We start from the raw sequence: 22902 nt of genomic DNA, 5'->3' as shown, positions 1-22902 counted from the left end.
GATGCGAGGTCATATCGGCTTGGCTGAATTTCCTACGCGCTCGATTGCCACTCATTCACTGTCGCCAGGGGAGTCTTGTCGCGGCGAGGCTGAGAGGGCGCAATGCGCCGACCCTGGACCTGATCCGGTTCATACCGGCGGAGGAAGTGCGACATGCCCTACCTGACCTCAGCCGTGCTTGGCGCGGCGCTGCTCTGTTTTGCTCTCCTGGGCCTGCGGGCCCGCCGGGCCGATGGTCCCCTCGACGACTACGTGACCGCCCGAAACTCTCAAACGGCGGCAACCTTGGGCCTGTCGTTCCTGGCCTCGGGCATGGGCGCGTGGATTCTCTTCGCGCCGCCCGAGATCGGCGCCTTCGCCGGCCCCGTGGCCCTGGCGGGCTACGCCATCGGATCGGCACTACCGTTCATCGTACTGGGATTCTACGGACCGGCGATACGTCGCCATCTGCCGGAGGGCCGCAGCATCGGCGAGTTCGCCGAGGCATGCTATGGGGCCGGCGTGCGGCGCTGGGTGGCATTGGTCTCGATACTCTATATGGCCTGCTTCCTGGCTGCGGAGCTGACCGCCATCGGTGCCATCACCGCCATGCTCTCAGGGGTACCGCCGGCGCTGGTGGTGGTCGGCGTGGCCGTTACCACGTTGCTCTACACGGCTGTCGGTGGCCTGCGTGCCAGCCTTGCCACCGATCGCTGGCAGGCGTGGTTGATGATCGCCCTGTTGCTGCTGGTGGGTGGCGTGGCGCTTGCGCGTCTGCCCTTGATGCCCGCCGAGGCGACATTCCCCTCGATTGCTGCCGGCGATGCGTTGGGCGTGGCACTGACGCTGGTCATTGCGGTGACCGCCGCCAACCTCTTTCACCAAGGCTACTGGCAGCGGGTCTGGGCGGCGCGCGACGAGCGAGCGCTGTGCCGCGGCGCCTGGCTGGGCGGCCTCGCCACGGTAGGGGGCGTTGTCGCGGTGGGTGGGTTGGGCATCCTGGCGGCCATGAGCGGACTGGCGCTGGGCGAGCCGCCCATTCCCTTCTTCGCGCTGCTGACCGAGGCGCCGGGCTGGCTGGCACTGCCGGCGCTGGTGCTGGCGGTCACGCTGGTGGCGTCCAGCGTCGATACCCTGCAGAACGGCATCGCATCATTGGCGGTAGCGGGGTCCGGTCGGCGTGGGCTTTCCATCGGGGCGGCACGACGGGTGACCGTGGCCCTGATGGTGCCGGTGGTGATCGTAGCCCTGCAGGGGCTTTCGGTGTTGCGGCTGTTCCTGATCGCCGATCTGCTGTGTGCCGCCATCGTGGTGCCGGTATTGCTGGGCCTCTGGCGGCGCATGACACCCGTGGCCGCGGTGGCGGGTGGCATGGCCGGCATGCTTGGTGCCGTGCTGCCGGGCTGGATGATTCAGGGTAGCCTGGCGGCCGGCGTACTGGCGGCGAGCTTCCCGGGCAGCGTTCCCACGCTGCCGCCCTTCCTCGGGGCGCTCGTCGTCTCGACCCTGGTGAGCCTGGCCGTGGCCACGGCAGCGCCACACAAGCGCGCCCGCACGGTGTGAGTCGACTTCTGGGTCGGATCGCCCGGTCGCTACGGCGCTAAGTTCGCTCTTCCGCCGTTCGCGATCGGCAAGGTCATCCACTGCGCGCCAGCTCACCGCTGGGCATTTCGTTGGGTATGAGTCTCACAACCTAGGCCAACCATTGCTCCGACCAAGGTCTATTCTGCTAAAAGATCGTCGCGGATTGTGGCGGTTTCGTTGATTATTTTGTTAATCGTGAGGTAAATATTTAACACTCGACAAGGACAAATCGTGAGGACGATATGACCCGGGAAACCGCGACAGAGTCGGGCCAGCTGGCTCGTGTGCTGGCCCGCAAGGATGTGCTGGCGTTGGCCTTCGGCGCCATGATCGGCTGGGGGTGGATCGTGCTGACCGGCAGCTGGATCCAGTCCGCCGGAAGCCTGGGCGCGATCACGGCCTTTCTGATTGGCGGTTTAATCATCGTGCTGGTGGGCCTCACCTATGCCGAGCTCGCTTCCGCCATGCCCCAGGTGGGAGGGGAGCACGTCTACAGCTATCGCGCCCTGGGGCACTTCGCCTCTTTCCTGTGCACCTGGGCGATTACCCTGGGCTATGTCAGCGTGGTGGCCTTCGAGGCCGTGGCGCTCCCGACTGTCGTTGAGCATCTCTTCCCCGGTTATGCCGTAGGGCATCTGTGGACCATTGCCGATTGGGATGTGCAGGCGACCTGGGTAGCCGTCGGCGTGGCCGGTTCGGTGTTGATGATGTGGGTGAACTACGTCGGTATTCGCACCGCGGCACTGGTGCAGAAGCTGGTAACCCTGCTGATCCTGGTGGTGGGCATCATGTTCATCACCGGCGCGCTCTTTCAGGGCAATGCCGCGACCATGGAGCCGCTGTTCTCCGTCGAGCAGGGCGTCGTGGGCGGCATCATGATGGTGATCATCATGGTGCCCTTCATGTTCGTGGGGTTCGATGTCATTCCCCAGGCGGCCGAGGAGATCAACCTGCCGTTTCGCGAGATAGGCCGCGTGCTGATGATCTCGGTGATCATGGCGGTATTCTGGTATTCGCTCATTATCCTCGGCACGGCGCTGATGCTGAATCCCGGGCAGTTGGCTGCCAGTTCCCTGGCCGTGCCGGATGCCATGCAGGCCGTCTTCCAGGCGCCATGGGCGGGCAACTTGATGATTCTGGCCGGCATCGCCGGTATCGTTACCAGTTGGAACGCCTTTTACGTGGGCGGATCGCGTGCGATCTATGCGCTGGCGCACTCCGGCATGCTGCCGGCCTGGCTGGGCAAGCTGCATCCCAGGCATCGCACCCCCACCAACGCCATCCTGGTGATGGGCGTTCTCTCCTCTATCGCGCCGTTCTTTGGCCGCCCGGCCCTGGTCTGGCTGGTGGTGGCCGGCGGCCTCGGCATCGTCATCGCCTATCTGTTCGTCGCGGTTTCGTTCGTGGTGCTGCGTCGTCGTGCCCCGGAGATGCCGCGCCCGTTCCGGGTGCGTCATGGCAAGCTGGTGGGCAGCCTGTCGATCCTGCTCTCGCTGGGTCTCATCGCTTTGTACATGCCCGGCAGCCCCTCTGCCCTGGCGCCGGTGGAGTGGTTGATGTTCGCCGGCTGGATGCTGATCGGCCTGGCGCTCTACGCTTGGTCGAGAAAGCGCTACGGTACCGCTTACAGCGATCGAATGATGATGCGCGAGCTGGCCGGCGCGGATCCCTACCCGGGGCGCTGACGGTACAGCCGCTGACGATCCCGCAAGGCCCGCGTCGCTATCGACCGTGCCTTGCGGGCGACATGCGCATTTGCCACCGCGCCTGCGGACGGCCACCCTCTGTAGATCACCCGATCGAAACGGAGACCGCCCCATGAGCGATACCTCGGATCCGCGCCGCCGTCATTCCGCCCCGGTGGTGGATGGCGTGGGCAAGTCGGCCAGCCGCGCCATGCTGCGCGCGGTGGGCTTTTCCGATGAGGACTTCACCAAGCCCCAGGTGGGCATCGCTTCCACCTGGAGCATGGTCACGCCCTGCAACAGCCATATCCATGAACTCGCCGAACGGGCGCGCGACGGAGCCGATGGCGCCGGCGGCAAGGGGGTGGTCTTCAATACCATCACCATCTCGGACGGTATCGCCAACGGCACCGAGGGCATGAAGTACTCGCTGGTTTCGCGTGAAGTGATCGCCGATTCCATCGAGACGGTGGCCGGTTGCGAGGGTTTCGACGGCTTGGTGGCCATCGGTGGCTGCGACAAGAACATGCCGGGCTGTGTGATGGGCCTGGCACGGCTGAACCGGCCGAGCGTATTCGTCTATGGCGGCACCATTCAGCCGGGACGCAATCATACCGACATCGTCTCGGTGTTCGAAGCCATGGGTGCCCACTCGCGTGGCGACATGGACCTGATCGAACTGAAGCAGATAGAGGAGACGGCGATTCCCGGGCCCGGTTCCTGCGGCGGTATGTACACCGCCAACACCATGGCCTCGGCCATCGAGGCACTGGGCATGAGCCTGCCGGGAAGCTCGGCCCAGGAGGCCGTATCGCAGGCCAAACGCGCCGATTGCGAGGCGGCAGGGGCCGCAGTGCTCGAATTGCTCGAACGCGACATCAAGCCCAGCGACATCATGACTCGCGAGGCGTTCGAGAATGCCATCACCGTGGCGATCGCCCTGGGTGGGTCCACCAACGCGGTGTTGCATCTCATCGCCATGGCCAGCACCGTCGGTGTCGAGCTCGGACTGGGGGACTTTACCGCCATCGGGCGCCGCGTGCCGGTGGTGGCCGACCTGCGACCCAGCGGACGTTACATGATGAGCGAGTTGGTGGCGATCGGCGGCATCCAGCCGTTGATGAAGCGGCTGCTCAACGCGGGGCTCTTGCACGGCGATTGCCTGACGGTCACCGGCAGAACGCTAGCCGAGAACCTGGCCGGGGTCGACGATTACCCGCTGGATCAGAACATCGTGTCTCCCTTGGACAGGCCTCTCAAGGCCGAAAGTCACCTGCGCATTCTCTACGGCAATCTGGCGCCGGACGGGGCAGTGGCCAAAATCACCGGCAAGGAGGGCACGCGCTTCTCCGGCACGGCACGGGTGTTCGGCTCCGAGGAGGAAGCGCAGGCGCGCATCAACGACGGCAGCGTGGTGGACGGCGACGTGGTGGTGATCCGCTACGAGGGGCCCCGGGGAGGCCCTGGCATGCGCGAGATGCTCACGCCCACCTCGGCGATCATGGGGCGCGGGCTAGGCAACGACGTGGCGCTGATCACCGACGGCCGCTTCTCCGGCGGCAGCCATGGCTTCGTGGTCGGGCATGTCTCGCCCGAAGCCTACGACGGCGGGCCGCTGGCCTTGGTACAGGATGGCGATCTCATCACCATCGATGCCGAGGCCGATACCCTCGAGGTCGAACTCACGGACGAGGAACTGATGCGCCGGCGCGCCGCCTGGCGCCGCCCACCGCCGCGCTATGCGCGCGGCGTGCTGGCGAAGTACGCTCGCACGGTGAGTTCGGCCAGTACCGGCGCCGTCACCGATCTCATGGAATGACGGAGTCACGGCGCGTTTGGCAATGCCCGGGGTCTTGGCTAGGTTGAGGGGGCGCGACGTGAACGCGTCATTCGTAGCTGAAGGCAACGGCAAGGAGGCAACATGCCCAAGAGCGGACCCAAGCAAGCCCGAGTCGAGCCGATTCGTGATGCCGAGGACATCAACCTGCCGGTCACCGGTTGGCATGTGATCGACGAGACGGACCCCGACAACGAAATCGTCGTTTCCGAGCACGAGACGGAGGTCGAGGCCATCAGGGCGGCGGAAGAGTACGAACAGCGCGAGGAGTGAAGGAGACGGCTATCGACCGGACACAAACAGACGCCTCGTCCATGGACGAGGCGTCTGCGGTCGGGATTCATGCATGCCGAAGCGCATTCAGTAATTCAAGGCGCCATCCGGATCGATGCTGCGATAGACGAGGCGTAGCTCATCGATAGAGAGGTGCTCTAGGCGTCCTGCCAACAGATCGCTGATCTTTTGCGCCGGTAGCCCGGCGCGGCGAGCGATCTCACGGCAGCCTAGGTCGGATACGGCGATCAGCCGTGTGACGATACGCATGAGGCGTGTACGTTTTTCCAGGTCCCTGACGTCGAGGTCAGGGCATCTTCGCGGGGGGTCGAGGAGTTCCGCGCTGGGGGTATGACGTGCCGTACTCATGATGCTCCAGTGGGCGATTGCGACACACACACTATGGGGGCATTTCGGCATTTTTGCCAGTGTCGTATGTCGTCTTTTTCGTCTTGTCGCGATTGCCGCGACCAGGCGCTCCCGGCCGCGGCGCGAGCGGCCGGGAAGCGTTCGCGTAGCGTGGCGATCCCTCCTTCCAGGTGCCAGCGGCTCATCGCCCAAGGGCGGCTCGGTCAAGCGCCCGCCGGGACCGAACAGAGGGTGCACATCGAGTTCCCACGAGGCGGGAGTACCGCTGCCGACCTTTGTGGAATTGCTAATATTTCCAACAACGTAGAAAGTATCGAGTGGCCCCTCTACGCGAGGGCGTGCTAGTTTTTGAAAGTGCCCGGGCTCTGCCTCGGTGTGCCATGATACTTCTACAATCACAAGCAATCCGGTTTCAGGACGGAGGAAATCCATGCGAGCTCTCAAATACGCTGCAGCCGCTTCGCTGTTGGCCGTGGCCCCGCTGGCGAGTGCCCAACAGCTCTCCATCGCTACTGGCGGTACTGGTGGTGTCTACTACCCGATCGGTGGCGGTTTCGCCGAGATCATCAACGACCATCTCGAAGGTTACGAAGCCACTGCCGAGGTGACCGGCGCTTCGGTCGAGAACATGGGCTTGATCATGCGCGGCGACGCCGACCTGGCCCTGGTACTGGCCGATACCGCGCTGCAGGCCTATGAGGGCAGCGGCGATTTCGAAGGCCGCCAGATCGAGAACACCCGCGCGCTGGCGTCGGTCTACCCCAACGCCGTGCAGTTGGTGGTGCTGGCGGATTCCGATATCGAATCCCTGGAAGACCTGAAGGGCAAGCGCGTCTCCGTCGGTGCTCCAGGCAGCGGTACCGAGCTCAATGCTCGCGCGCTGCTGGAAGCCAATGGCATCACCTATGACGACATCACACCGCAGCGCCTGAACTTCAACGAGACCGCCGACGCCATTCGCGACGGCGACATCGACGCCGGTTTCTGGAGCGTGGGGCCGCCCACCAGCTCGATCCTCAACCTGGCCGCCACCCGCGACATCCGCCTGATCGGCCTCACCGACGAGGAGATCGCCAACGCCCAGGAGGAGGAGCCGGTGTTCGCCGCCTACGAGCTCAAGGCCGGCATGTACGATGGCATGGACGAGCCGGTACAGACCATCAGTATCCCCAACGTGCTGGTTGTGAACGCCGACATGGACGAGGAGCTGGCCTACGACCTGACCAAGTTGCTCTTCGAGCGCATCGATGACCTGATCGCGGTGCATCCGGCGGCCAACGACACTACCGTCGAGTTCACCATGGAGTCGACGCCGGTGCCGCTGCATCCCGGAGCGATCCGCTACTACGAAGAGGTCGATGCCGAGATCCCCGACAAGCTGCGTCCGTAACGCGGCGCCGCGGCCAGGAATGTGATGCATGAGAGTCGCATCGCTGTCGAGTCTGGCAAGGAAGTGCATGGCAGGGTGGACGAGGATGTCCGCCCTGCCGTCGTGTTGCTGCCCGTTTAATGGCGGGCTGCGTTGCCTGCTGGCGTCGGGATTCGTCGGCTGGCTGGGCCTGGGGGCGGTGGCTGCCGACGACGGTGCGTCGCTGGCCGTACTCGATGCCGCGGACGAGACCTTGGTCGAGGTGCCTCTCGAGCCCGGCATGCGTTGGTGCCTGGGTTGGAATCACTCGGTCAAGAAATTTCCGGTGCTCGATTGTTATCGCTATCAAGAGGGGCGGATGGTGCTGGAACGCAGCCATCAGCCCGATTTTGCTGCGGGCCTGGGGCATACCCTGGGGCGTGGCGTACAGGTTTCCGACGGACAGGGCGGTTACTGGATCGAGGATATCGACGAGCCCGTCCCCGGAGACCGTTATACCTTGCGGGTCGGTTCGCCAATCGTCGACCATCGCCTGCTTTGGCAGGCCGAAGGGAACGAACACAGGGTCAGTCTGAGCGAGCTGGCTGCCGGCGAGCGCGTCACCCTGCAACTACGCAAGCCAGAAGCCTTATCCGAGCCTGAAGACCTAAGCAAGCCTGACGACGTCTGACGAGGAGCCCGATGAACGAATCCAACAGCCCGCCCGTGACGATGCCCGGGAGTCAAGCCATTCAGTCGCGTTTCGTGTTATGGCTGATCACAATCGTGGCGGTGGGGCTGTCTCTGTTCCAGCTCTATTCGGCGGGAATCCAGCCGCTGGGCCTTTTCTATCAGCGCGGTATTCACCTGGCGCTGATCATGATGCTGGCTTTTCTCATGTTCCCGGTATTCGGCCCCCACCGCAAGCGGGGTGTGATCGGCTGGCTGATCGATATCGCCTTCTTCTGCGGTGCCGTGATCACCGGCGGTTACCTGGTTCTCTATCTGGACGAGATCATCAACCGTGCCGGTTTCTGGAGCGAAACCGATATTCGCGTCGCCATCATCGCCACGCTGACGGTGTTGGAGGCGAGTCGGCGCGCGGTGGGCCTGGGCATGACCGTGATCGGGGCATTGGCCATCGTCTATGCTTTCGCCGGGCCACGCGGCGAGCTGCCCTGGCTGGCCGACTGGATGCCGGGCATCATGAGCCATCGCGGTTACGGCCTGGATCGCGTGGCGGGCCAACTCTACCTGGGGCAGGAGGGCATCTTCGGCCTGCCGCTGGGCGTGGCGGCCACCTACATTTTCATCTTCGTGCTGTTCGGTGCCTTCCTCGAGAGCACCGGCGCCGGCAAGTTCTTCATCGACATGGCGTACGCCGCCACCGGTCGCCAGCGCGGCGGCCCGGCCAAGGCGGCGGTTCTCGCCTCGGCAGGCATGGGGTCGATTTCCGGTAGCGCCATCGCCAACGTGGTCACCACAGGCGCTTTCACCATCCCGCTGATGAAGCGGTTGGGCTACAAGCCGCACCAGGCCGGTGGCATTGAGGCCGCTGCCTCCACTGGCGGCCAGATCATGCCGCCCTTGATGGGCGCCGGTGCCTTTCTGATCGCCGAATACACCAATACGCCCTATCTGGATGTGGTCAAGGTCAGCATCCTGCCGGCGATCATGTATTTCGCCACCGTTTACCTGTTCGTGCACATCATCGCGCTCAAGCAAGGCATGCAGGGCATGGCCAGGAGCGAGTTGCCCCAGATGCGCGACGTGATGCGCGAGGGCTGGCACTTCCTGTTGCCGCTGGCCGTGCTGGTATGGCTGCTGGTGATGAACATGTCGCCGATGCGCGTGGGCTTCTACGCGGTGGTGACCATGGTGGCGGTGGCGGTGCTGCGCTACACGTTCTGGTTTCTGTTCATTGCGCCGCGCCAAGGGCAGAAGGTGACGCTGGCGAGCGTGCGCCGCGTGCTCTGGGCCGGCTTGGTAAAGCTGGTCGAAGGGCTCGAACTCGGCGCGCGCAACGCCGTGGCCGTCTCCATGGCCTGCGCCGTGGCCGGCATCATCGTCGGTGTGGTCGGCCTGACCGGGTTGGGGCTCAAGTTCTCCTCAATGATGATGGCGTTCTCGGGGGGCAACCTGCTGCTGGCGCTGCTGCTGGTGCTGCTCGCCAGCTTGGTGCTGGGCATGGGGCTACCGGTCACCGCGAGTTACATCGTGCTGATTGTGCTGGTGGGGCCGGCGCTGTCCAACGAATTCGGTGTGCCGTTGTTGATCGCCCACTTGGTAGTGTTCTGGTATTCGCAGGACTCCAACGTCACGCCGCCGATTGCCCTGGCCGGCTTCGCCGGGGCGGCGATCGCCGGCAGCAAGCCGATGGAAACGGGCATACAGGCGTGGAAGTTCGCCAAGGGTCTTTACCTGATTCCCCTGTTCATGGTCTACAACCCCGAGCTCATCATGGGCGGCCCGGTGTTGGTCGTGGCCTGGAATGCGGTCATCGCGATCCTGGCGCTGTGCGCCTTCGCCGCGGCGCTCGAGGGCTACCTGTTCACGCGCATGTCGTGGCTGCCGCGCATCGCCATTTCCGCCGCCATCGTGGCGGTGTTCTATCCCAGCCTGCTGGTGGAGGCAGCCGGTGTGGTCGTGATGATCGTGGCGATCGGCGGCAACTGGCTGGCCAGCCGGCGCGAGACAAGCGCCACCGGCGCCGGCCAGGCCTGATCGCGAACGGCGGTCGCTCCTCCTGGAGGGGACGGGCGTCTGCCCGGTTGGTCAAGATGACGGCGCCTGCGGGCGCCGTTAGAATACTTGCCCTTCGATTTCGCGTCGTGTCTGTCGCGCCGCCTTTCAGCGTCACTACGGGAGCCGTACATGCAGTCCTCCAACCAGCCGCCGCGCGTCGGCGTGATCATGGGTTCAAAGTCCGACTGGCCGGTCATGGAGCACGCGGTGGCGATGCTCGAACGCCTGGGCGTATCGTACGAGACCCGCGTGGTGTCGGCCCACCGCACGCCGGACCTACTGTTCGATTATGCCAAATCCGCCGCCGAGCGCGGCCTGCAGGTGATCGTGGCCGGCGCCGGTGGGGCTGCCCACCTGCCGGGCATGGTGGCCTCGCAGACCGCGTTGCCGGTGCTCGGCGTACCGGTGGAGTCAAAGGCGCTCAAGGGGCTCGATTCGCTGCTCTCGATCGTGCAGATGCCGGGCGGTATTGCCGTGGGGACGCTTGCCATCGGCAAGGCCGGCGCCACCAACGCCGGCCTTCTGGCGGCACAGATCGTCGGCCTGCAGGACGAGAAGGTACGTGTCGCCGTCGAGGCCTTCCGCACCGAGCAGACACAGACTGTGCTCGACAATCCCGATCCCCGTCCCCAATCCTGATTGAGCGACGAATGAGGTGCCTGACATGAATATCGGCGTGCTCGGTGCCGGCCAGCTTGGCCGCATGCTGGCCCTTGCCGGCTATCCGCTGGCTAACCGCTTCACCTTTCTCGATACCACCGGCCACCCCAGCGCGGGGGTCGGTGAGGTGATGATCGACACCGACCAGAAGCACCTCGCCGCGTTTCTCGACAAGGTCGATCTGGTCACCTACGAGTTCGAGCATCTGCCGGTATCGCTGGTGCAGGCCATCGAGGAGGCGAAGCCGGTCTATCCTTCGAGCGAGGCGATCCGCATCTGCCAGAACCGCGCCGAAGAGAAGGCGCTGTTCGATCGCCTGGGCATTCCCACCCCGGCCTACCGCCTGGTGGAGAGCGCCGAGGCCTTGGAGACGGCGGCCCACGAACTGGGCTGCCCGGTGGTGGCCAAGTCGGTCACGGAGGGTTACGACGGCAAGGGCCAGGCGGTGCTGCGCGACCCCGCCGAGGCCACCGAGGCCTGGCGCAGCATCAACCACCCCCGGCTGATCGTCGAGGCCTTCGTCGACTTCGTGCGCGAGGTATCGATCATCGCCGTGCGCGGACGCGATGGCGAGGTGGCGTTCTATCCTATGGCCGAGAATCTTCACGTCGACGGCATCCTGCGCTACTCGCTGGCCCCTTTGCCCGACCTCGATGAGGCGGTACAGCAAACCGCCGACGGCTATATTCGTGCGCTGCTCGATGAGCTCGACTACGTCGGCGTGCTGACCCTGGAGTTGTTTCAGACCCGCGATGGCAGGCTGTTGGCCAACGAGATGGCGCCACGCGTGCACAACTCCGGCCATTGGACCATGGATGGCGCCGTGACCAGTCAGTTCGAGAACCACCTGCGCGCGATCCAGGGCCTGCCGCTGGGCGATACCTCGGCGCGCATGCCCACCTGCATGGTCAACGTGATCGGCCACGAGGGCGACCCAATGGCGATACTCGCCATTGAGGACGCCCACCTGCACCGCTACGACAAGAGAGAGCGGCCCGGGCGTAAGCTCGCTCACGTCAACCTGCTGGCGGGAAGCCACGAGGAATTGCTCGAGAAGGTGCGCGCCTGCGCCGGACTGCTGCCCGAAGCACCGGAGCCGCGCTTCAGCTTCGAGAACACGTTCCGCCAGGACAACTGAGTCGGCCGACGCAAGACCGCTCAACGGACCCCGCCATTGGCGGGGTCCGCTGCGTTACACACGGCATTACGCGCCGATGATGCCGCCGTCCTCGCGGGTGATCACCAGGGTCGCCGAGCGGGGAAGTGCGCTACCCCCTTCGGGCCAGTGACTGGTCAGCTCGCCTGCGGCGAACGCCTCGGCCGATGTGGTGGCGCCGGGATGCTGCACGTTGACGAACAGGGTGCGCTGGTCCGGTGTCATGGCGATGCCGGTGATCTCTTGACCGACGGGCCCGGTGAGGAAGCGCTTCAATTCGCCGGTTTCGGGGTCGGCCACCAGCATTTGGTTGTTGCCGAATACCTCGTGGTTACCGCTATTGACCACCGATTCACTGATGTCGGTCTGGATCCACACGCGGCGATCGGGATCGATCCACAGGCCGTCGGGCGAGGCAAAAATGGCCTCTTGATCGAGGGGGGTACCGTCCAGGTGGCGGCCGCTCTCCTGATCGCCGGCCAGCAGGAAGATTTCCCACTGGAAGCGTTCGGCGGCGTGGGTGCCGTCCTCCTGCCAGCGAACGATATGACCGAAATGGTTCTCGGCGCGCGGGTTGGCGGCGTCGACTTGCTCCTCGCTGCGGCGGGTGTTGTTGGTCAGGGTGAAGTAGACCTGGCCGGTGGCCGGATCCACTGCGCCCCACTCCGGGCGATCCATCTTGGTGGCGCCGACGTGGTCCGCGGCGCTGCGCGCATTGACCAGAATCTCGGCAAGGTCGGCGAAGCCGTTCTCCGGCGTCAGCCCGTTCTCCCCTGGGGCGAGCGCCAGCCATTCGCCACTGCCATCCTCATGGAATTTCGCCACGTAGAGCGTGCCTTCGTCCAGTAGCGAGCCGTCGGCGCTGGCGGCTTGATAGGGCTTGGCCGAGACGAACTTGTAGATGTACTCGAAGCGGGCGTCGTCGCCGGAATAGCAGACTACCGGCTGGCCTTCCACGGCGGGGGCGAAGACCACGCCCTCGTGGGCAAAGCGGCCGAGGTGGGTGCGCTTGACCGGTATGCTCGAAGGATCGTAAGGGTCGATTTCCACCATGTAGCCAAAGCCGTGAGGTTCGTTGCGATAATCCTCTCTCGGCGAGGCACCGCGGGAGCTCGCGTCGAAACGCGCGAATTCATCGGCGCCGCCTGCGGCCCTGTGCCACTGATAACGTCCCTCGCTGCGCGACTCGATGCCGTAGCGAGCCTGGCGGCGATCGATCTCGGCATCCTGGTTGGCGAAGTAGCCGGCCCAGTTTTCCTCGGCGGCGAGGTAGGTATTCCATGGCGTGACGCCATTGGCGCAGTTGTTCAGGGTGCCGCGGGTCATGCTGCCGTCGGGGCTGTACTTGGTCGTGACGTGCTCGGTGCCGGCCACCGGTCCGGCCAGGCGCATCGGGGTCAGGCCGGTAATGCGCCGATTGCGTTCGTCCTCGATCACCTGCCATTGGCCGTCGTCGCTCTGGCGCGCCCGGACCACCGATACCCCGTGAGCATTGAGTTCCTTGAGTACCTGGTCGGCGTCACGAGAACCGTCTTCGTACTGCGGGAACCCCTCCGAATCGAGCGCCAGCCCTTGGGCCTCGGCATGCATGAAGCGTGGCTCGACGTACTCGTGATTGAGCACGAGAAGGCCATCGCGGGAGCTGCCTTCGAGGGGGAAGAAGTGCATGCCGTCGTGGTGGCTGCCCACCTGGTGGCCTTGGTCATCGCCGCTGGCTTCCAGAGAGGCGGCCGGCATGGAGCCGCTAATGGGCGTGCCCCACGGGATGAAGGTCTGCACGTTATAGCCTTCCGGCACTACCACGCTATCGGTGTTGCTGACCGGGATCGCCTGGAAACCGATGCGCGTCGGGGCCGCCTGCGTGCCGGCGGCCAGCGCGCTGCCGAAGGGCAAGGCGGTGGACATGGCCGCGGCCACCGCGGCGGCCAGGCTGCCGCGCAGCAAGGTACGTCGATGCATGCGGGCCGCGAGGATATCGCCAAAGTAGTCGTTGGACGTCGGATTACTGGCGGGTTCGTCACCGGCGGCGAGAATCGGGTCGACCTGGCCGGGCTGGCGAGGCTGGGTCATGGCAAGTCTCCAAAAGGTGGAACGGGACGAATCCATAGGGTGGTGAGGGTACGTTGCAGCGATATGAACGAGTCGCGACAGTTCGTCGCGATGACTTGCCCGTACCGCGTCCGCTCCATGCGTTGAGGGGGCGCCTCGCCAAACCTCGCTGCATCGGGTAAAGATAGGAGCTGACATAACGACAATGAATACGGAACTGATCGCCCGCATGTCATTTTCGCTTCAGGAAAAGCGCCTCGAGGTCATCGCCGAGGCGGTTCCGGTTTCCTCGCACCGTCTGCAGCTGGCTGCCGAGCAGGTGCGCCTGCTGTATGAACGACTGTGGCAGCCGGTTTTGTCCAGCGTACTCGCCGCCCTGCTGCTGGTGGCGGCGATGTGGCCCATCATGCCTGCGGGCTTTCTCGTTGCGTGGCTCGTAGCGCTGGTCTCGGTCTCGGGAGGGCGACTGTGGCTGGCCAGGTATTACCAACGTCAGCCGCCCCGGCACCGGCTGCAGCGACACTGGCTATGCCGCTTTGCCTGGGGTGCCGCGCTGGCAGGTCTGGTCTGGGGCGTGGCGGGGCTCGCGATGTTCACCATGGATCACCTCGGCCAACTGGCGGCGCTGACGATCGTACTGGCGGGCATTGCCGCGGGTGGGGTGACGACGCTCTCTTCGGTATGGTGGATGGCGCCGTTGTTCGTTTTGCCGGCCATGCTGCCGTTGCTTGGCCAACTGCTGGTTCAGGGCTCGTCGCTCGCCTGGCTGCTGGCATCCTTGATCGTGTTGTTCCTGGCCTTGGTACTGGTCATCAGCCACCGGCTCAACCGCATCATCACCGATAATATCGCCTTGCGCCTGGTCGTCACATCACGCGAGCAGCAGCTTCGCGTGAGCGAGGCACGCTATCGCGCCATTTTTCGTCACACGCCGCTGGGTGTGCTGCACTTCGATAGCAAGGGCCGGGTGGTCGACTGCAATGAGGTGTGTCTGGATATTCTCGGCACCAGTCGGCAGCGCCTGCTGGGCATGAACCTGCTGACTCAAATCGACGATGAGCGTGTCGTGCGGGCGGTCCGCGATGCCCTCGAGAGCGGAACCGGTTATTTCGAAGGTACTTACCGTACCGTGGTCAGCGGCAAGCAGACGCCGCTGCGCGCCTTCTATAGTGCACTGCGCAGCGAATCCGGCGAGGTGGTCGGTGGGGTGGCCGTCATCGAGGATTTCACCGAGCGCAAGATTGCCGAGGAGACCATCCACCGTCAGGCTTACTTCGACCCGTTGACGGAGCTGCCCAACCGCCGGCTGCTGATCGAGACGCTCGCTTCGACCATTCGCGACCGGCGCGACGATGGCCGCGTGGGACTGGTGATGTTCCTCGACCTCGATCGCTTCAAGATCATCAACGATACCTTGGGCCACGCGGTGGGTGACGAATTGCTGCGCCAGGTCAGCAAGCGGCTGTTGCTGAGCATGGGGAAGGCCGACATGGCCGCCCGCCTCAGCGGCGATGAGTTCGTGGTGCTGATGCCGGCGCTGAGCGGCGATCGCGAGCTGGAGTTGCAGCGGTCGGAGCAGCGTGCCGAACGCCTGCTTTCCACCCTACGCCGGGCCTACGATCTGGGCGGTCAACGCATCAGCGTGACACCGAGCATCGGCTATACGCTGTTTCCGCTGGGCGACGAGGATGTCGGCGATGTGCTGCGCCACGCCGATACCGCCATGTATCAGGCCAAGGTGAAAGGGCGTGCCCAGATCTGCGGTTACGAGCCCTCGATGCAGACTCAGATGAGCTGGCGTCTGGAGATGGAGCAAGCCTTGCGTCGCGCGCTGGCCGAGGAACAGTTGAGCATCGCCTGCCAGCCCCAGCTCGACGAGCGCGGCGAAGTGATCGGCGGCGAGGCGCTGATGCGCTGGGAGCATCCGCAGCGTGGCTGGATCTCGCCCGAAGTGTTCATTGCCATCGCCGAGGAAAGCGATCTGATCACGGAACTCGAGACCTGGATGCTGGACCGATGCTGCGCGCTGCTGGCGCGGCTGCCGGCCGAGATCCTGCCGCGCCTGTCGGTCAACATCAGCGTACGTCACTTCACCCAGCCCGGTTTCGTCGAAGGCCTGACCTGGGTACTGGGAGCTCACGGTATCGAGCCTTCCCGGCTCACGGTGGAGTTAACCGAAAGCATCATGATCGACGGCCTGCAGGATGCCATCGAACGCATGCAGGCACTCAAGCAGCTCGGTGTCCAACTGGCGCTCGACGACTTCGGCACTGGCTTCTCCTCACTCTCCTACCTCAAGTCGCTACCGCTGGATGAGCTGAAGATCGACCGCAGCTTCGTCAGTAGCCTCGATACCGACAGCAGCGACGCCACCATCGTCGAGACGGTGCTCGCCATGGCACAGCATCTCGGCATCGATGTCGTGGCGGAGGGGGTGGAGAACAGAGCGCAGCGGGATTTTCTGCTGATGCGGGGATGTCGTCTGTTTCAGGGCTTTTACTTCCATCGCCCGATGCCGCTCGAAGACTTCGAGCGGCTATTGGCCGAGCGGATAGGGACGGATGCTGGATGATGCCGCTCAACCAAGGCCACCGGAGGCCCAGAGCCACAGGGCGATCAGGGCAAAATGGCCGGGGTACCACGCCAGCCACAGCCGGCGGGGCATGACGCTGGGCACCGCCGGGGTCAGACGATGGGCGCCGGCGGCCAGCCACAGCACCGTCAGGCAGGTGGCCACGGTGAACGACTTGGCCATGTCGGAGCTGTTCATCAGCCCGGCCACGATCAGCAGCGGAACGGACAAGGCCACCGCGCCCAGGCGCTCGACCAGGCCATCGCCTGCGGCATGCAGGTGATGCATGGCCAACATGAACAACGGGATCAGCAGCAACCCGCGATGGCCGTACTCGACCCAGTCGCCGAGCAGGTACCAGACGGCCAGCGTTGCCGCGACGCCCAGCCCTACCCAGGGGCTGCCCAGGGTGCCGGCCCGCACGCGGGCGAACAGGTCACGCAGCCAGGCGCCCCAGGCCAGCCCTAATGCCAGGGTGAAGCAGACATTGAGGAGGAAGGCGTCGGACGCCCGTGGCATCAACATGTAGGGCAGCTGCGCCACCAGGCCGATGATCAGGATGCGCCGGGCATAGCGCAGCGGATTGCGGGTATTGAATAGCCCATGCCAGGCGACCATGGCGGCGAACAAGGGAAAGGCGATCCGGCCGATCGAGGCGCCGGCCCAATCGAGTTCCCAGTGGCTTGGCAGCACGTAACGGGTCAGGTGGTCGATGGTCATGGTGGCGAGCGCCAGCCATTGACCCCAGCCGGTCCATGTCGAGGTGGGGCGATCCGGCGCCGAAAGGGCGGCGGCTTGTGCGGTCATCGTGACCTCCCTGTGGATGACGTGTCGACGGCGGAATGATGCCACCTTGTTGACCGAGGCGCGGCGAGGGGAGTTCCTTCTCGCCGGGTAGCGGTTCGTGAACGAGCGACGGTTCGGAAAGAGGACAGCAGCAATGCGCAGCGGTTTCGGTTTCGATCTTCGCAGCATGGAGATATTCGTCGAGACCCTGGAGCAGGGCAGCCAGAGTGCGGCGGCCCGGCGGCTCGGGCTCAAGCAGTCGTCTGTGTCCCAGAGCCTGGCCAACCTGGAAGAGAGCATGGGCGTCACGCTGTTCAAGCGCAACTGCCGCCCGCTCGAGCCAACCAGCGCCGGACGCTTCTTCTACGACCGCTCCCGGCGCCTGCTGGACGAGGCGCGCAGCACGCGCCGCGAGCTGGTATCTGGCGATTTTGGCCATTTGCATCAGGTGCGCCTGGCGCTGGTCGACTCGCTGGCCACCGCCGTCGGCCAACCCTTGATTGAGCTGATTCGGCGCTATACCCGTGACTATACCCTGACCACCGGCCTGTCGCACATGCATGCGCACTCGCTGCTAACCCGGCACGTGGATATCATCGTTTCCGATGACCGGCTGGAGAATTACGACGGCCTGGAGCGCCACGCCCTGCTGCGCGAGCCCTTCGTCCTGGTGGTTCCCTGCCACTGGAGCGGCCCGCTGGACAACCTGCGCTGGCTGGCCCGTCACCTGGATTTCGTGCGCTACACTCCCCAATCGCTGATCGGCCAGGCCATCGAACGCCATCTGCGGTTGAATCAGCTCGAGCTGCCGGCCAGGCTGCACCTCGACAACACCTTCGCCTTGCTGCGTTTGGTCGGGGCCGGTGCCGGATGGACCATTACCACGCCGCTGTGCCTCTACCAGGCTGGCCTCGAGGCGCTCAACGTCACGGTGGCACCACTCCCATTGGCACCGCTCAACCGCGAACTGACGCTGGTGGCCAGGCGCGACGAGCTGGGCGAACTGCCGGCGCTTCTCGCCCGTGACAGCCGGCGCCTGCTGGATAAGCACTTTAACGCCCAGCTCGACCGGGTCCTTCCCTGGCTTTCCGCCGAGGTGGCCACACGGTTCTGATCGCGCTCTATTTCCTGCACCCGAAGCGGGCACATCAAACGCGACATTGCCTCGTCATGTACCACTATCGATTTCATCGATAGTCTGGCCGTCATCGACATCGATGCACGTTGCGCTTTCGCGCCGCCGGTATCAAGACTGGTCGAAACCCAAGGTGACGAACAGGCCGGGGCCGAACGATGCCAAGAATAATAACGCTCTACGTGCGCTGGGTGGATAGGTTCAACCGCGTGGTGGGGCGCATCACCATGTTCCTGATCTTCGCGATGATCGGCGTGTTGCTCTACGCCTCGGTGGCGCGCACTGCCTTCAACAGTCCGCTGATCTGGAGCATCGAGGTCTCGCAGTTCATGATGGCCGCCTACTACATGCTTGGCGGCGCTTATGCCATGCAGATGGGCGCGCACGTACGCATGGATCTGTTCTATTCGGGCTGGTCCGATCGTACCCGCGCCATCGTCGATGCACTCACCGTCGTGCTGCTGCTCGTCTTTCTCGGGGCGCTGCTCGCCGGCGGCATCTCCAGTACCGAGTACGCCCTGCGTTACGGCGAGAAGAGCTACACCTCATGGGCGCCACCCCTGGCGCCGATCAAGAGCATCATGACCTTCGGCGTTCTGCTGATGCTGCTGCAGAGCGTGGCGATCCTGTTCAAGGACATCGCCCGGGCGCGTGGCATTCCCCTGGAAGACGGGGAGACTCGGCAATGAGCTATGAAATGATCGCTCTGCTGATGTTCTCGACCATGATGTTGTTGCTGCTGACCGGGCAACGGGTGTTCGGTGTGATCGGCTTTGTCGGCGCCGCCTCGGCGCTGCTGCTGTGGGGCCACGGCGGCGTGGAAATGCCGTTCAGCGCCGCCATTCAACTGATGAACTGGTATCCGTTGCTGACCCTGCCGCTATTCATCTACATGGGCTACATGCTCTCCGAGTCGGGTATCGCCAGCGAACTCTACGAGATGTTCCACGTCTGGATGGGCTCGCTGAAGGGCGGCCTGGCGGTGGGTACCATCGGCCTGATGGTGGTGGTTTCGGCGATGAACGGCCTGAGCGTGGCGGGCATGGCCATCGGCGCGACCATCGCGCTGCCGGAACTGCTGCGGCGCGGCTACGACAAGATCATGGTCACCGGCGTGATCCAGGCCGGCAGTTCGCTGGGGATCCTGGTGCCGCCCAGCGTGGTGCTGGTGCTCTACGGCATGATCGCGCGCCAACCGGTTAGCCAGCTGTGGCTGGCCGGGGCCATTCCGGGGCTGATCCTGGCCGGGTTGTTCGTGCTCTACATCGTCATTCGCTGCCGCCTGCAGCCACATCTCGGCCCGGCGTTGCCCGCCGAGGAGCGCCGGATGAGCCTGGCCGAGAAACTCAAGTTGCTGCGTGCCGGCATCCTGCCGCTGCTGATTTTCTTCTTCATGACCGGACTGTTCCTGATGGGCGTGACCAGCCTGGTGGAGAGTTCGGCGGTAGGGGCGGTGGCCGCCACCCTGGCCGCGCTGATCAAGCGCCGCCTGACCTGGAAGGTGATCGAGAGCACCGTGCATAAGACGCTCGGCATCAGTTGCATGTTCATGTGGATCATCCTCGCGGCATTGTGCTTCGGCGCGGTGTTCGACGGTCTCGGTGCGGTACGGGCCATCGAGAACATCTTCCTCGACCGTATCGGCATGAGTCCATGGCAGATACTGGTGATGATGCAGCTCTCCTACGTTCTGCTCGGCATGTTCCTCGACGATACCGCCATGCTGGTGATCGTGGCGCCGCTCTACGTACCGCTGGTGATCAGCCTGGGCTTCGATCCGATCTGGTATGGCGTGCTCTACACCATCACCGTGCAGATCGCCTACATGACCCCGCCGTTCGGCTACAACCTGTTCCTGATGCGCGCCATGGCGCCCCCGGAGATATCGCTCGGCGACATCTACCGCAGCGTCTGGCCCTTCGTCGGCATCATGTTGATCGGGTTGGCGCTGATCACGATCTTCCCGCAGCTGGCGCTGTGGCTGCCGCAGCTCTATCGCGGCTACTGACTCCCAGGAGGTGAACCGCGGCACGACGATCGAATACCACGATTCTTCCGACAACAAGCAAAACAGCAGGAGAAGACCCATGACCAATCGTCGCGATTTTCTCAAGAAGGCGGGCCTGGCTACCGCCGCCACTGTCGGGGCCACGACTCTCTCGGCGCCCTACGTGCATGCCCAGTCGCGCAGCCCGATTCGCTGGCGCCTGCAGACCTACGCCGGGCCGGCACTCGCCGAGCACGTGATCAAGCCCTCCATCGATGCCTTCAACAAGGCCGCCAACGGCGAGATGGAAATCGAGCTCTACTATGCCGACCAGTTGGTGCCCACCGGCGAGCTGTTCCGCGCCATGCAACGCGGCACCATCGACGCCGTGCAGAGCGACGACGACTCGATCAACGCCCCGGTCGACGTCTCGGTGTTCGGCGGCTACTTCCCGTTCGCCTCGCGTTACAGCCTCGACGTACCGGCGCTGTTCCACCACTACGGCCTCAGGGAAATCTGGGAAGAGGCCTATGGCGAGGTGGAGGGCGTCACCTGGCTGGGCTCGGGCGCCTGGGATCCGTGCAACTTCGTGACCCGCGATCCGATCCGCAGCCTCGACGACCTCGAGGGAAAGCGTGTGTTCACCTTCCCCACTGCGGGCCGCTTCCTGAGCCGCTTCGGGGTGGTGCCGGTGACCCTGCCATGGGAGGACATCGAGGTCGCCATGCAGACCCGAGAGCTCGACGGCATCGCCTGGGCGGGCATCACCGAGGCCTACACCGTGGGCTGGGCCGACGTCAGCAATTACTACCTGACCAACAACATTTCCGGCGCCTGGGCTGGCTCCTATTTTGCCAACACCGAGCGCTGGAATGAGGTGCCCGAGCATCTCCAGACCCTGTTCAAGCTGTGCATGGACAGTTCCCATTACTATCGTCAGCACTGGTACTGGTGGGGCGAGGCGCACTACCGCACCACCGGCGGCAAGCTGGAGCTGACCTCGATTCCCGAGGAGGAGTGGCAGCGGCTGGAAGACGAGGCACTGGCCTTCTGGGACGAGATCGCCCAGGAGAGCGACCGCAGTGCGCGGGTGGTACAGATACTCAAGAACTACCGCCAGACCATGCAGCAAGCCGGACCTCCCTACCGCTACGGTTGAGCGGAGCGGGATGCGCCGGGCACGGCGCATCCCGCCAGCGTTCGCCACCAAACGACGACAACAAAGGGCGTGCGAGGAAGCAGCGATGAGCCGACTTCAGGCGAGAGACGTGAAGGATGCCGACGGTGCCAGGCGGATCGTCGAACAGCGTGGCCTGACCCACGTCAAGGTAGGCATGTTCGACATGGATGGCGTGATGGTCGGCAAGTACATGCGGCGCGACAAATTCTTCCATGCGCTGGAGGCGGGCTTCGCCTTCTGCGACGTGGTGCTGGGCTGGGACAGCAAGGACGAGCTCTACGACAACGTGACCTACACCGGCTGGCACACGGGCTATCCGGATGCGACGCTGCGCGTTCTGCCCGAGAGCTGCCGCGAGCTGCCCTGCGAGGGCGATATGTTGCTGTTCCTGGCCGAATTCACCGGTCCGGCGGAGACGATCTGCCCGCGTGGGCTGTTGCGCAGGGTGCTGGCTCGGGCGCGTGAGATGGGCTTCGTCGCCTGCGGTGCGCTGGAATACGAGTTCTTCCTCTTCCAGGAGACGCCGGAATCGATCCGCGAGAAGGGCTTTCGCCATCTGAGGCCCCTAACCCCCGACATGATGGGCTATTCCATGCTCAGGAGCTCCGTGCATGGCGAGCTCTATCACGAGCTGCTGGCGCTGGCCGAGGCCATGGACTTCCCCATCGAGGGGTTGCACACCGAGACCGGCCCCGGCGTGCTGGAGGCGGCGATCTGCGTCGATGAGGCCCTTGCCGCCGGCGACAAGGGCGCGCTGTTCAAGACCTTCACCAAGGTATGGGCACAGCGCCGCGGGCTGATGGCCACCTTCATGGCCAAATGGTCGCCGGACTACCCCGGCCAGAGCGGGCATATCCACCTGTCGCTCAATCACGCCGATAGCCACGAGTCGGCCTTCTTCGATGCCGACAAGCCCCACGGAATGAGCGATATTCAGCGTCACTTTCTCGCCGGCCAGCAGAAGCTGATGCCGGAGTTCCTCGCCATGTTCGCGCCCACGATCAACAGCTACACCCGTCTGATCCCGGGATTCTGGGCACCCACCGACGCCACCTGGGGGGTGGAGAACCGTACCACTGCGCTGCGCGTGATTCCGGGCAGCGCCAAATCGCAGCGGGTCGAGTATCGCCTGGGCAGTGCCGACGCCAATCCCTACCTGGCGCTGGCGGCGGCGATCGGCGCCGGGCTTCACGGCATCGAGCATCGTCTGGAGCCGGACGCGGCGGTGATCGGCAACGCCTATGAACTCGAGCATCCCCCGCATCAGGCGCTGTCGCGCACGCTGTGGGAGGCCGCCCAGCGGCTCAGGGCCTCGGAAGCGGCACGCAACCTGTTCGGCGACGCCTTCGTCGAGCACTTCGCGGCCACCCGGGAGTGGGAGGAAAGGCAATTCCGGCGCCATATTACGGATTGGGAGTTGGACCGCTATTTCGAAATCATCTGAGAAACAAGTCATACGCTATTGCGCTCCGCATCATGCACGCGGGCGGTGCTCGGAATCCTCACATACTGAAGTATGCTCCGGTTCCTGCGCTCCGGCCGCGCACGACCTGCGTT

General features: G+C 64.6%; 18 protein-coding genes and 1 riboswitch. Of the genes, 15 read left to right on the top strand and 3 right to left on the bottom strand.

Annotation, left to right across the window (positions count from 1 at the left end):
- Window positions 1-56 precede the first annotated feature (56 nt).
- Window positions 57-164, top strand: a riboswitch (TPP riboswitch).
- The 4 genes from F0A17_RS08125 to F0A17_RS08110 all read left to right on the top strand — a co-directional run bounded on the left by F0A17_RS08125 (window position 154) and on the right by F0A17_RS08110 (window position 5358).
- The gene (locus F0A17_RS08125) at window positions 154-1542 is read left to right on the top strand and encodes a sodium:solute symporter family transporter (protein ID WP_149327843.1); all 1389 of its coding nucleotides are present in this window, start codon (window positions 154-156) and stop codon (window positions 1540-1542) included. Its footprint overlaps the riboswitch before it by 11 nt.
- Before the next feature lie 263 nt (window positions 1543-1805).
- The gene (locus F0A17_RS08120; protein WP_149327842.1) at window positions 1806-3248 is read left to right on the top strand and encodes an APC family permease; all 1443 of its coding nucleotides are present in this window, start codon (window positions 1806-1808) and stop codon (window positions 3246-3248) included.
- Window positions 3249-3381: 133 nt separating this feature from the next.
- On the top strand, window positions 3382-5067 hold the full coding sequence (gene ilvD / locus F0A17_RS08115) for a dihydroxy-acid dehydratase (RefSeq protein WP_149327841.1): 1686 nt from the start codon (window positions 3382-3384) through the stop codon (window positions 5065-5067).
- 102 nt (window positions 5068-5169) lie between these two features.
- A complete protein-coding gene (locus F0A17_RS08110) occupies window positions 5170-5358 on the top strand; it encodes a hypothetical protein (RefSeq protein ID WP_149327840.1) in 189 nt (62 codons plus the stop codon).
- Between the two features lie 87 nt (window positions 5359-5445).
- Here the strand turns inward: F0A17_RS08110 and F0A17_RS08105 are convergent, their stop codons facing one another.
- Entirely contained in the window at window positions 5446-5727 is a 282-nt protein-coding gene (locus F0A17_RS08105; protein ID WP_149327839.1) for an XRE family transcriptional regulator, read from the bottom strand.
- 430 nt (window positions 5728-6157) lie between these two features.
- Here F0A17_RS08105 and F0A17_RS08100 point away from each other — a divergent pair, with 430 nt between their 5' ends.
- The 5 genes from F0A17_RS08100 (at window position 6158) to F0A17_RS08080 (ending at window position 11618) form a co-directional block, all read left to right on the top strand.
- Complete coding sequence (locus F0A17_RS08100; RefSeq protein WP_149327838.1) at window positions 6158-7117, top strand: TAXI family TRAP transporter solute-binding subunit; 960 nt, start codon at window positions 6158-6160, stop codon at window positions 7115-7117.
- Between the two features lie 85 nt (window positions 7118-7202).
- On the top strand, window positions 7203-7766 hold the full coding sequence (locus tag F0A17_RS08095) for a DUF1850 domain-containing protein (protein ID WP_187774649.1): 564 nt from the start codon (window positions 7203-7205) through the stop codon (window positions 7764-7766).
- A gap of 11 nt (window positions 7767-7777) precedes the next feature.
- On the top strand, window positions 7778-9799 hold the full coding sequence (locus tag F0A17_RS08090; RefSeq protein ID WP_149327837.1) for a TRAP transporter permease: 2022 nt from the start codon (window positions 7778-7780) through the stop codon (window positions 9797-9799).
- 150 nt (window positions 9800-9949) lie between these two features.
- Window positions 9950-10459, top strand: a complete 510-nt coding sequence (purE, locus tag F0A17_RS08085) for a 5-(carboxyamino)imidazole ribonucleotide mutase (RefSeq protein WP_149327836.1) — start codon at window positions 9950-9952, stop codon at window positions 10457-10459.
- Between the two features lie 25 nt (window positions 10460-10484).
- Complete coding sequence (locus F0A17_RS08080; RefSeq protein WP_149327835.1) at window positions 10485-11618, top strand: 5-(carboxyamino)imidazole ribonucleotide synthase; 1134 nt, start codon at window positions 10485-10487, stop codon at window positions 11616-11618.
- A gap of 66 nt (window positions 11619-11684) precedes the next feature.
- Here the strand turns inward: F0A17_RS08080 and F0A17_RS08075 are convergent, their stop codons facing one another.
- Complete coding sequence (locus F0A17_RS08075; RefSeq protein WP_149327834.1) at window positions 11685-13706, bottom strand: PhoX family protein; 2022 nt, start codon at window positions 13704-13706, stop codon at window positions 11685-11687.
- A 184-nt stretch (window positions 13707-13890) separates the two neighbouring features.
- Here F0A17_RS08075 and F0A17_RS08070 point away from each other — a divergent pair, with 184 nt between their 5' ends.
- A complete protein-coding gene (locus F0A17_RS08070) occupies window positions 13891-16257 on the top strand; it encodes a putative bifunctional diguanylate cyclase/phosphodiesterase (protein WP_228716841.1) in 2367 nt (788 codons plus the stop codon).
- A gap of 6 nt (window positions 16258-16263) precedes the next feature.
- Here F0A17_RS08070 and F0A17_RS08065 read toward each other — a convergent pair whose 3' ends face one another.
- Window positions 16264-17064 carry a TraX family protein gene (locus F0A17_RS08065; RefSeq protein ID WP_149327833.1) on the bottom strand — a complete coding sequence of 267 codons (801 nt, stop codon included), beginning with the start codon at window positions 17062-17064 and terminating at the stop codon, window positions 16264-16266.
- 133 nt (window positions 17065-17197) lie between these two features.
- On the opposite strand from F0A17_RS08065, the gene F0A17_RS08060 reads away from it, so the two are divergent.
- From F0A17_RS08060 to F0A17_RS08040, 5 genes are all read left to right on the top strand, one after another.
- The gene (locus tag F0A17_RS08060; protein ID WP_149327832.1) at window positions 17198-18157 is read left to right on the top strand and encodes a LysR family transcriptional regulator; all 960 of its coding nucleotides are present in this window, start codon (window positions 17198-17200) and stop codon (window positions 18155-18157) included.
- Between the two features lie 179 nt (window positions 18158-18336).
- Window positions 18337-18867, top strand: coding sequence for a TRAP transporter small permease subunit (locus tag F0A17_RS08055; protein ID WP_149327831.1), 531 nt, complete (start codon window positions 18337-18339; stop codon window positions 18865-18867).
- Window positions 18864-20186 carry a TRAP transporter large permease gene (locus F0A17_RS08050; RefSeq protein WP_149327830.1) on the top strand — a complete coding sequence of 441 codons (1323 nt, stop codon included), beginning with the start codon at window positions 18864-18866 and terminating at the stop codon, window positions 20184-20186. The genes F0A17_RS08055 and F0A17_RS08050 overlap by 4 nt, the downstream gene beginning before the upstream one ends.
- A gap of 79 nt (window positions 20187-20265) precedes the next feature.
- Window positions 20266-21324 carry a TRAP transporter substrate-binding protein gene (locus F0A17_RS08045; RefSeq protein WP_149327829.1) on the top strand — a complete coding sequence of 353 codons (1059 nt, stop codon included), beginning with the start codon at window positions 20266-20268 and terminating at the stop codon, window positions 21322-21324.
- A gap of 85 nt (window positions 21325-21409) precedes the next feature.
- Window positions 21410-22789 carry a glutamine synthetase family protein gene (locus F0A17_RS08040; protein WP_149327828.1) on the top strand — a complete coding sequence of 460 codons (1380 nt, stop codon included), beginning with the start codon at window positions 21410-21412 and terminating at the stop codon, window positions 22787-22789.
- Window positions 22790-22902 lie beyond the last annotated feature (113 nt).

The sequence above is a fragment of the Billgrantia pellis genome (genome assembly GCF_008297955.1).
In the GTDB taxonomy this organism is placed as follows: domain Bacteria; phylum Pseudomonadota; class Gammaproteobacteria; order Pseudomonadales; family Halomonadaceae; genus Halomonas; species Halomonas pellis.
This window is presented reverse-complemented; position numbering and strand designations above follow the sequence as displayed.